This is a genomic window from Terriglobales bacterium, assembly GCA_035937135.1.
Classification (GTDB): domain Bacteria; phylum Acidobacteriota; class Terriglobia; order Terriglobales; family Acidobacteriaceae; genus DASYVL01.
Genome location: DASYVL010000174.1, coordinates 1 through 7,062 on the forward strand (window position 1 = coordinate 1; position 7,062 = coordinate 7,062).

General features: G+C 65.5%; 10 protein-coding genes. 3 read left to right on the forward strand and 7 right to left on the reverse strand.

Annotated features, from left to right (window positions below; all coding sequences use genetic code 11):
• Window positions 1–183 (forward strand): hypothetical protein (locus tag VGQ94_10085; GenBank protein HEV2022861.1); only part of this gene is annotated, 183 nt, incomplete at its 5' end.
• A 67-nt stretch (window positions 184–250) separates the two neighbouring features.
• Here the strand turns inward: VGQ94_10085 and truB are convergent.
• Window positions 251–1,165 (reverse strand): tRNA pseudouridine(55) synthase TruB, encoded by a 915-nt coding sequence (gene truB / locus VGQ94_10090; protein ID HEV2022862.1) that lies wholly within the window; start codon window positions 1,163–1,165, stop codon window positions 251–253.
• Between the two features lie 65 nt (window positions 1,166–1,230).
• Here truB and VGQ94_10095 point away from each other — a divergent pair, with 65 nt between their 5' ends.
• On the forward strand, window positions 1,231–1,935 hold the full coding sequence (locus VGQ94_10095) for a rhomboid family intramembrane serine protease (GenBank protein ID HEV2022863.1): 705 nt from the start codon (window positions 1,231–1,233) through the stop codon (window positions 1,933–1,935).
• Between the two features lie 10 nt (window positions 1,936–1,945).
• Here VGQ94_10095 and VGQ94_10100 read toward each other — a convergent pair whose 3' ends face one another.
• From VGQ94_10100 to VGQ94_10120, 5 genes are all read right to left on the reverse strand, one after another.
• Complete coding sequence (locus tag VGQ94_10100) at window positions 1,946–2,494, reverse strand: hypothetical protein (GenBank protein HEV2022864.1); 549 nt, start codon at window positions 2,492–2,494, stop codon at window positions 1,946–1,948.
• 125 nt (window positions 2,495–2,619) lie between these two features.
• The gene (folE, locus tag VGQ94_10105; GenBank protein HEV2022865.1) at window positions 2,620–3,231 is read right to left on the reverse strand and encodes a GTP cyclohydrolase I FolE; all 612 of its coding nucleotides are present in this window, start codon (window positions 3,229–3,231) and stop codon (window positions 2,620–2,622) included.
• Window positions 3,228–3,668 carry a 6-carboxytetrahydropterin synthase gene (locus VGQ94_10110; protein HEV2022866.1) on the reverse strand — a complete coding sequence of 147 codons (441 nt, stop codon included), beginning with the start codon at window positions 3,666–3,668 and terminating at the stop codon, window positions 3,228–3,230. Before VGQ94_10110 ends, folE begins: the two co-directional genes overlap by 4 nt.
• Complete coding sequence (locus tag VGQ94_10115; protein HEV2022867.1) at window positions 3,665–4,108, reverse strand: 6-carboxytetrahydropterin synthase; 444 nt, start codon at window positions 4,106–4,108, stop codon at window positions 3,665–3,667. Before VGQ94_10115 ends, VGQ94_10110 begins: the two co-directional genes overlap by 4 nt.
• Complete coding sequence (locus VGQ94_10120) at window positions 4,105–5,205, reverse strand: glycosyltransferase family A protein (protein HEV2022868.1); 1,101 nt, start codon at window positions 5,203–5,205, stop codon at window positions 4,105–4,107. Before VGQ94_10120 ends, VGQ94_10115 begins: the two co-directional genes overlap by 4 nt.
• Window positions 5,206–5,233: 28 nt before the next feature.
• On the opposite strand from VGQ94_10120, the gene VGQ94_10125 reads away from it, so the two are divergent.
• A complete protein-coding gene (locus tag VGQ94_10125) occupies window positions 5,234–5,779 on the forward strand; it encodes a TlpA disulfide reductase family protein (GenBank protein ID HEV2022869.1) in 546 nt (181 codons plus the stop codon).
• Here the strand turns inward: VGQ94_10125 and VGQ94_10130 are convergent.
• A partial coding sequence (locus VGQ94_10130; GenBank protein ID HEV2022870.1) for a copper-translocating P-type ATPase occupies window positions 5,724–7,062 on the reverse strand: 1,339 nt, incomplete at its 5' end. The genes VGQ94_10125 and VGQ94_10130 overlap by 56 nt on opposite strands.

Sequence of the window (7,062 nt, forward strand, 5' to 3'; positions counted from 1 at the left end):
ACCCCGGAGGGGCTGAAGATGATTGGCACCCCCGGCTGGCGGATGGGGGAGGTCATGGGAGTCCTGGTTACGAAGGGCGCCCGGCAGGTATTCCAGGCCAAGGGCGAGACCCTGGAGGCTACTCCGGAGAGGGTAGAGGAGCTGGCGCAGTTCCGGGCAGAACTGGCCTCATTTCTTCTATAGCTCTATAGCTCAGCGCGCAGGGCGATGCCGCGGCCACAGGCAGATTATATAGTTAACATAATATCTGTTATCGGACGTTAGTAGTCCTCGACGCTGGGCCTGGGTCCACCCCCAGCACCACCCGCGGATGGAACAACGTCCCTGCTACCCGGGTGGCTATGGCCACCAGCTCCCCCTGCCCTCGAAAGACCTTCACCTGCCTGGCGCCGGACATCTCCGGCAGGTTGACTGCGGTCCCGCTGCAGACCTTCCCCAGGCTCTCCTCCGGCGCCGTGACCGCCGGCAGGGCCGGCAGCAGACGCCGCGGGTGGACCATGACCTCCCCCGCCGTCCCGCTCTTAACCGCCGCCTCTACCTCTTCTAGCGTCCTGGCATCTGCCAGGGCGAACTCCGCCACTGCCGTCCTCCGAAGGCTGGCCAGGTGGCCGCCCGTCCCCATCGCCTTGCCCAGGTCGTGGGCGATGGACCGCAGGTACGTCCCTGAGGCCACTCGTGCCCGGAATGGCGCCCGCTCCCCCTCCAGCCCCAGGATCTCGAACTCCAGCACCTCGACCGTCACCGCCTTGAGCGCGACCTCTTGCTTCTTGCGGGCCAGCTTGTAGGCCGGCACACCCTGGATCTTCTTGGCCGAGAACGGCGGCGGCATCTGTTCGATCCGTCCCTGGAACTGCCCTGCCGTGGCCCGCAGCTGCTCCAGGGAGAACTCGACCGGCACTGCCGGCCCTGTGGCATCTCCCTCGGCGTCGTAGGTATCGGTGGCGAAGCCGAAGCGGATCTCGCCTTCATAGCTCTTCTGGCAGCCCACGTAGAACTGCGCCAGCCGGGTCATGCGCCCCAGCACCATCGGCAGGACTCCGGTGGCCATGGGGTCGAGCGTGCCCAGGTGTCCCACGGCGCGCTCGTTCATCAGGCGGCGCACGCGCTGCACCACGTCGTGCGAGGTCAGGCCCGCCGGTTTGTCCATCACCAGGACTCCGTTCATCGGCTTCCGCTCTGTGTTATTTTGGAGAGGCTCACCCGGTTCCGCTCCCGCAATCGGCCCAGCATATGATTCCCCTTCGCGACGACGCGCCGCGTTTCTCTACTCCCTACGTCACCTATTTCCTGATTGCCCTCAATGCTGTGGTTTTTCTCTTCGAACTGCTGCTCGAACCGTCGGCGCGCTTGGAGTTCTTCTTTCAGTTCGGCGTCGTTCCCGCGCACGTGAACGGGTTGCTGCACGGCCAGCCTGGCATCACCGCCGAAGTCGCGCTCCTGCCCATATTCACTTCCATGTTCCTGCACGCCTCCTGGCTGCACATCATCGCCAACATGTGGGCCCTCTGGATCTTCGGCGACAACATCGAAGACTACCTCGGTCCCTTCCGCTACCTCCTGTTCTACCTGGTCACCGGGATCGCCGCCAACGGCGTGCATACCCTGGTCAATCCCGGCTCGGACGTGCCCACGGTTGGCGCCAGCGGGGCCATCGCCGGCGTGATGGGAGCATATTTCCTCCTCTACCCATCGGCGCGGGTGCTGACCCTGGTTCCCTTCCTTTTTGTGTTCTTCACCTGGCTGCCGGCGTGGGTGGTTCTGGGGTACTGGTTCCTGGTGCAGTTCCTGAGCGGCGCCGCCACCAGCATCTCCTCGGCCGGCCAAAGCTCGGGCGGCATCGCCTTCTGGTCCCACGTGGGCGGATTCCTGGCGGGCGTCGCCCTCATCAAGCTCTTGCCCAAGCAGCCGCAGCGTTATCGCTACCCGGACTGGTAGGCTCGGGCGCCTACTTCCCCGCCTCTTCCATTTGCTCCATGCGCCGGCGCAGGCTGGTGCGCAGTTCCTCGGGCGCTGAGGCGTTGCAGGCCACCAGTAGCCAGAGCGGGCGTGCCGGATCGGCCGCCAGCATCTTCAGGGTCTTGGCATCGGCGTTGGGATGCCGGGCGACGTTCTCCTTGACCGCGTCATAGGAGTGCCGGGCCAGCAGCACCAGCACTGACGACGGCGTATTGGGGTTCTCGGCGAGGTTGCGCAACAGCAGGTAGTCGTCGGCCGAGGCCTCGCGCGCCATCTTCGCCAGCTCGTCAGCCGAAAGGTTGCGGTCGCGGGCCCGCTGCACGTGCTTGTCCCACTTGGAATGAAAGTGGTTGAGCTCCGCCGTGCGCTCCGCGATCATCGCCTGAAGTTGTTCCCTCTCCTGCTTGGTCTTGGCGGGGTCGTGCTTGAACTTCTCCAGCGACTGCAGCACAGCCCCCAGGTGCTGCCGCTCCCCGTAGATGATCTGGGAGGTGCGCTTGACCGCCTTGTAGTCGCCGGCGCTGTCGGATTTCCGCATGAGAGGGTTCTTCAGTTGCCCGGGAGTTGGGCCGATTCTACTAGATGGCTGTGCGAGCGCCTACAGCGCTTCGCCGGCGGACGAAATGGGTCTTCCCTGCCGGGCGGCCTGCGGGCGCTTCTTCATCAGATCCCGTTCGCCGTTCGTGTGCGGATGAGCGAGAGAAACTCCTCGCGTGTCTCCTGGCGCTCGCGGAATACGCCGAGCATGGCTGAGGTCACGGCGGACGAGTGCTGCTTCTCCACTCCCCGCATCATCATGCACAGGTGCCGAGACTCGATGACCACGCCCACGCCCTGGGGCTGGATGGCATGCTGGATGGATTCGGCGATCTGGGTCGTCAGCCGCTCCTGCACCTGCAGGCGGCGGGCGAAGATGTCCACCAGCCGCGGGATCTTACTCAGCCCGATCACCTTCCCGTTGGGGATGTAGGCCACGTGCACCTTGCCGAAGAAGGGCAGGATGTGATGCTCGCACAGGCTGAACATCTCGATGTCCTTCACGATGACCATCTCGTCGTAGCTCACCGAGAAGAGCGCGTCCTTCAGCGTCTTCTCCGGGTCCTCGTTGTAGCCCCGGGTCAGGTACTGCAGCGCGCGCTCCATGCGCGCCGGCGTCCGCACCAAGCCCTCGCGCCCCGGGTCTTCGCCCAGCCGCACCAACAGCTCATGGAGCAGCTCCTGCGTCTCGGCTTGTTTCAGGGTGACGGGGTCTTCAGTCTTCTTCACGGATGTCATCGCTCTTCCCTTCTATGGCTTCGAATGTCGTTCGCTCCGGCGTACTCAAAGGCGTTGAGCATGGTCTCCTCCAGGCGCACCTTCTCGACGCGCGCCGTGCGGAAGCCCTGCTCCAGGCGGTTAAAGATCTCGATGCACAGGTTCTCGGTAGTCGGCACCTTCTCCCGGAAGGGTTCCAGCCGGTTGAGGTTAGAGTAGCCAAAGGGCTCCAGGATCTCGCGCGCGACGAAGCCGTCGAGGTCCACGATGTCGCAGACCATGCCCGTCCTGGGCTCCACCCTCCCGGCCACCGTGACCTCGAGCGTGTAGTTGTGCCCGTGTCCGTGCGGGTTGTTGCATTTGCCGTAGGTGCGCCGGTTCTCCGCCGCCGACATGCGCTCGCTGTGCAAGCGGTGCGACGCCGGGAACCAGTACCGTCGCGTCAGGTGGGCTTTCATTGCTCTCCGTAGTAGTCCACGAACAGGTCGGGACTCTCGTACACTCGCACCCGGTCGAGCTCGGCGCGCTTGAGCCGCGGCGCCAGCCGGTTCCAGATGGCGATGGCCAGGTTCTCGGTCGTGGGAATCTGCTCCCGGAATTCCGGGACTTCCTTGTTGAGGAAGCGGTGATCCATCGCCTCCAACACCTCGCGGTTCAGGATCTCCTTCAGCTCCTTCAGGTCGAGGACGAAGCCCGAGCGCGCGTTCACCTTGCCCTTCACCGTCACTTCCAGCAGGTAGTTGTGCCCATGCCCCAGGGGATTGTTGCACTTTCCGAAGAGCCTGCGATTCTCCTCCGCGGAGAGCTCAGGGTTGTGATAGTAGTGCGACGCGGAGAACTCCGCCTTGCGGGTCAGGTAGACCACTCCGTTCGGGGCGGCTTTGGCTTTCTTGCTCACCGAATCGTCTCCATCGGGTGCGCCTCCGCGGCTGGCATCGCATTCGCCTCTTCGGGGCCGGCCTGAGGATAGGCTCTTCCCTTCCATTCCACCCTTCCCCGGATCCGATAATGCCGCGCGGAGCGCAGCAGCAAAGCGGCAAAGAGCGGCAGCCCGAAAACGGCCAGGTCGTTCTCCCTCGCGCCAAAATGCGCCCGGCGGATGCGCCCCAGGAACGCAATCCATGAGATGGCCAGCACCAGAAGCGCCAGCATCGCACCCCCGAAGTCGAATAGAAACGTTCCGAACGCCATGACGCCGGCGCCGGTAATGATCAGGAACTCCAGCGAGCGCAACACCGCCAACCGAATGGGGTGCGGGAAGAGCAGCGCCAGATTCTTGGTCCACCCTTCCCACATTTGCGCGAAGTCGCGGTACATGCGGGTCCGCACCGCCTCTCCACCATAGCGGAAGCGCAGGGCGCGTCCGGACTGCTTCACCCGGCGGGCGAGTGCGACGTCCTCCAAGAGCGAGCCGGCCACGGTGCGATGCCCCCCGATGGCGTCGTAGGCCTCGCGCGAAATCATCAAATACTGCCCGTTCGCGGCCGCCACCGGCGACTGCGGGTCGCAGACCAGCGAGGGCGGATATGCTCTCGCCAGCTCCGCAAAGATCACCGGCATCAGCGCCCGCTCCCAGAAGCCCTCAACCTCCTGCCGCGGAGAATAGGAGAGCAGAGCCGCGCCGTAGCGTTCCGCCTCCGCGGCGGCGGCGGCCAGCGAGCCGGGTTCGTGCACGGTGTCGGCATCCGTGAACAGCAGCCACCTCCCCCGGGCGCGCTGCGCTCCCTGCCATACGGCATGATTCTTTCCGGTCCAGCCCTGGGGCAGCGGCCCGGCGTCCATCACCTGCACCGGTGCGAACGACTCAGCAATCGCCCGCGTGCGGTCGGTCGAGCCGTCGTCCACCACCAGAATCTCAAACGTCACACCCTGTTGTGCCACCAGCGACTCCAGGCAGCGGCCCAAAGACTGCTCCTCGTTGCGCGCAGGCACGATCACGGAGACGGCGGGCGCCCCGCCGTTTCCTTGCCCCGCGCCGCTTGTGTTCGATGGCATCATCGGGCCAAACGTTTATTATACGGATGTGCGACGCTCTTCCGTTTGGCTCCTGCTGGTGTTCCTGCTCGCCGCCTGCGACCGCACCCCGCGGCCGCCGCTGGTGGACCGCCCCGCGCCCGACTTCTCCGTCCAGGACTCCGGCCGCACGGTGGCGTTAAAAGACCTGCGCGGCAAAGTCGTGGTGCTGAACTTCTGGGCCACCTGGTGCCCGCCTTGCGTGGACGAGCTGCCCTCGCTGGTCGCCATGCAGGCGCGGATGCGGGACAAGGTCACCGTATTCGCCGTCAGCGTGGACGAGGACGAGGAGGCCTACCGCCAATTCCTGGTCGAGCACAAGGTAGACCTGCTCACCGTCCGCGATCCCAGTAAGAAGAGCAGCCTGATGTACGGGACGGTGAAATATCCCGAGAGCTACATCATCGACGCGAGCGGCGTGGTCCGCCGCAAGTACGTCGGCCCGATTGATTGGACCCAGCCGAGTGTCCTCGAATATCTCCCCCGGATCCGTACGGGATTTACAGAGGCGTCTTCCTCAGTCGCAGCGAATTCGCGATCACCGAGACCGAACTGAAGCTCATGGCCGCGCTGGCGATCATGGGACTGAGCAGCGCCCTGTGCCCGAAGAACGGGTAGAGGATTCCCGCGGCCAGCGGCACTCCCAGCAGGTTATAGACGAAGGCGAAGAACAGGTTCTGCCGTATGTTGCGCATGGTGGAGCGGCTGAGCGTGCGCGCCCGCGCCACGCCCCGCAGGTCACCCTTCACTAGCGTCACCCCTGCGCTCTCGATGGCCACGTCCGTCCCTGTCCCCATGGCGATTCCCACCTGCGCCTGAGCCAGCGCCGGAGCGTCGTTGATGCCGTCGCCCGCCATGGCCACCACGCGGCCCTCAGCCTGCAGCCGCTTCACCACCTCTGCTTTGCGCTGCGGCAGGACCTCGGCTTCGAAGTCGTCCACGCCCAGTTTGCGCGCCACCGCCTCCGCCGTGGTGCGGCTGTCGCCGGTCAGCATGACCACGCGAACGCCACTCTCCTTCAGGATGCGCAGCGCCTCCGGCGTCGTGGCCTTGATGGGATCGGCCACGCCCAGCAACCCGGCGGGCTTCCCGTCAACGGCCACCAGAACTACCGTCTGGCCCTCGCGGCGCAGGGTCTCGGCCTTAGCAGGCAACTCTCCGGCGTCGATTTTCAACTCAGCGAACAATGCCGCGCTCCCCACCGCCACGCCCCTGTCGGCCACTTTTCCCGTCACTCCCTTTCCCGGGATGCAGCTGAACTCTGTGCCGTCGGTGAGCTCGGCGCCCTTCTCCTTCGCGCCTGCCACAATCGCTGCGGCCAGCGGATGCTCGCTGGCGCGCTCCAGGCTCCCGGCCAACCGCAGCAACTCCGCTTCGCTCAGCGGCGGAAGCGCCACAACAGAGACCAGCCGCGGCTTGCCTTCGGTGAGCGTGCCGGTCTTGTCCACCACCAGCGTGTCCACTTTTTCCATGATCTCGAGCGCCTCGGCGTTCTTGATGAGCACGCCGGCAGTCGCGCCGCGTCCCGTCCCCACCATGATGGCCATCGGCGTGGCCAGGCCCAGGGCGCAGGGGCAGGCGATGATGAGCACAGCCACGGCGCTGAGCAGGGCGTAGGCCATGCGTGGCTCCGGACCGTAGAGCGCCCACACCGCAAAGGTGACAATGGCGGTCAGCACCACGACGGGGACGAAATATCCCGAAACCGTATCCGCCAGGCGCTGGATGGGAGCGCGGCTGCGCTGCGCCTCCGACACCATGCGCACGATCTGCGCCAGCAAAGTCTCCGCGCCCACGCGCTCGGCGCGCATCACCAGGCTGCCCGTCCCGTTGACCGTG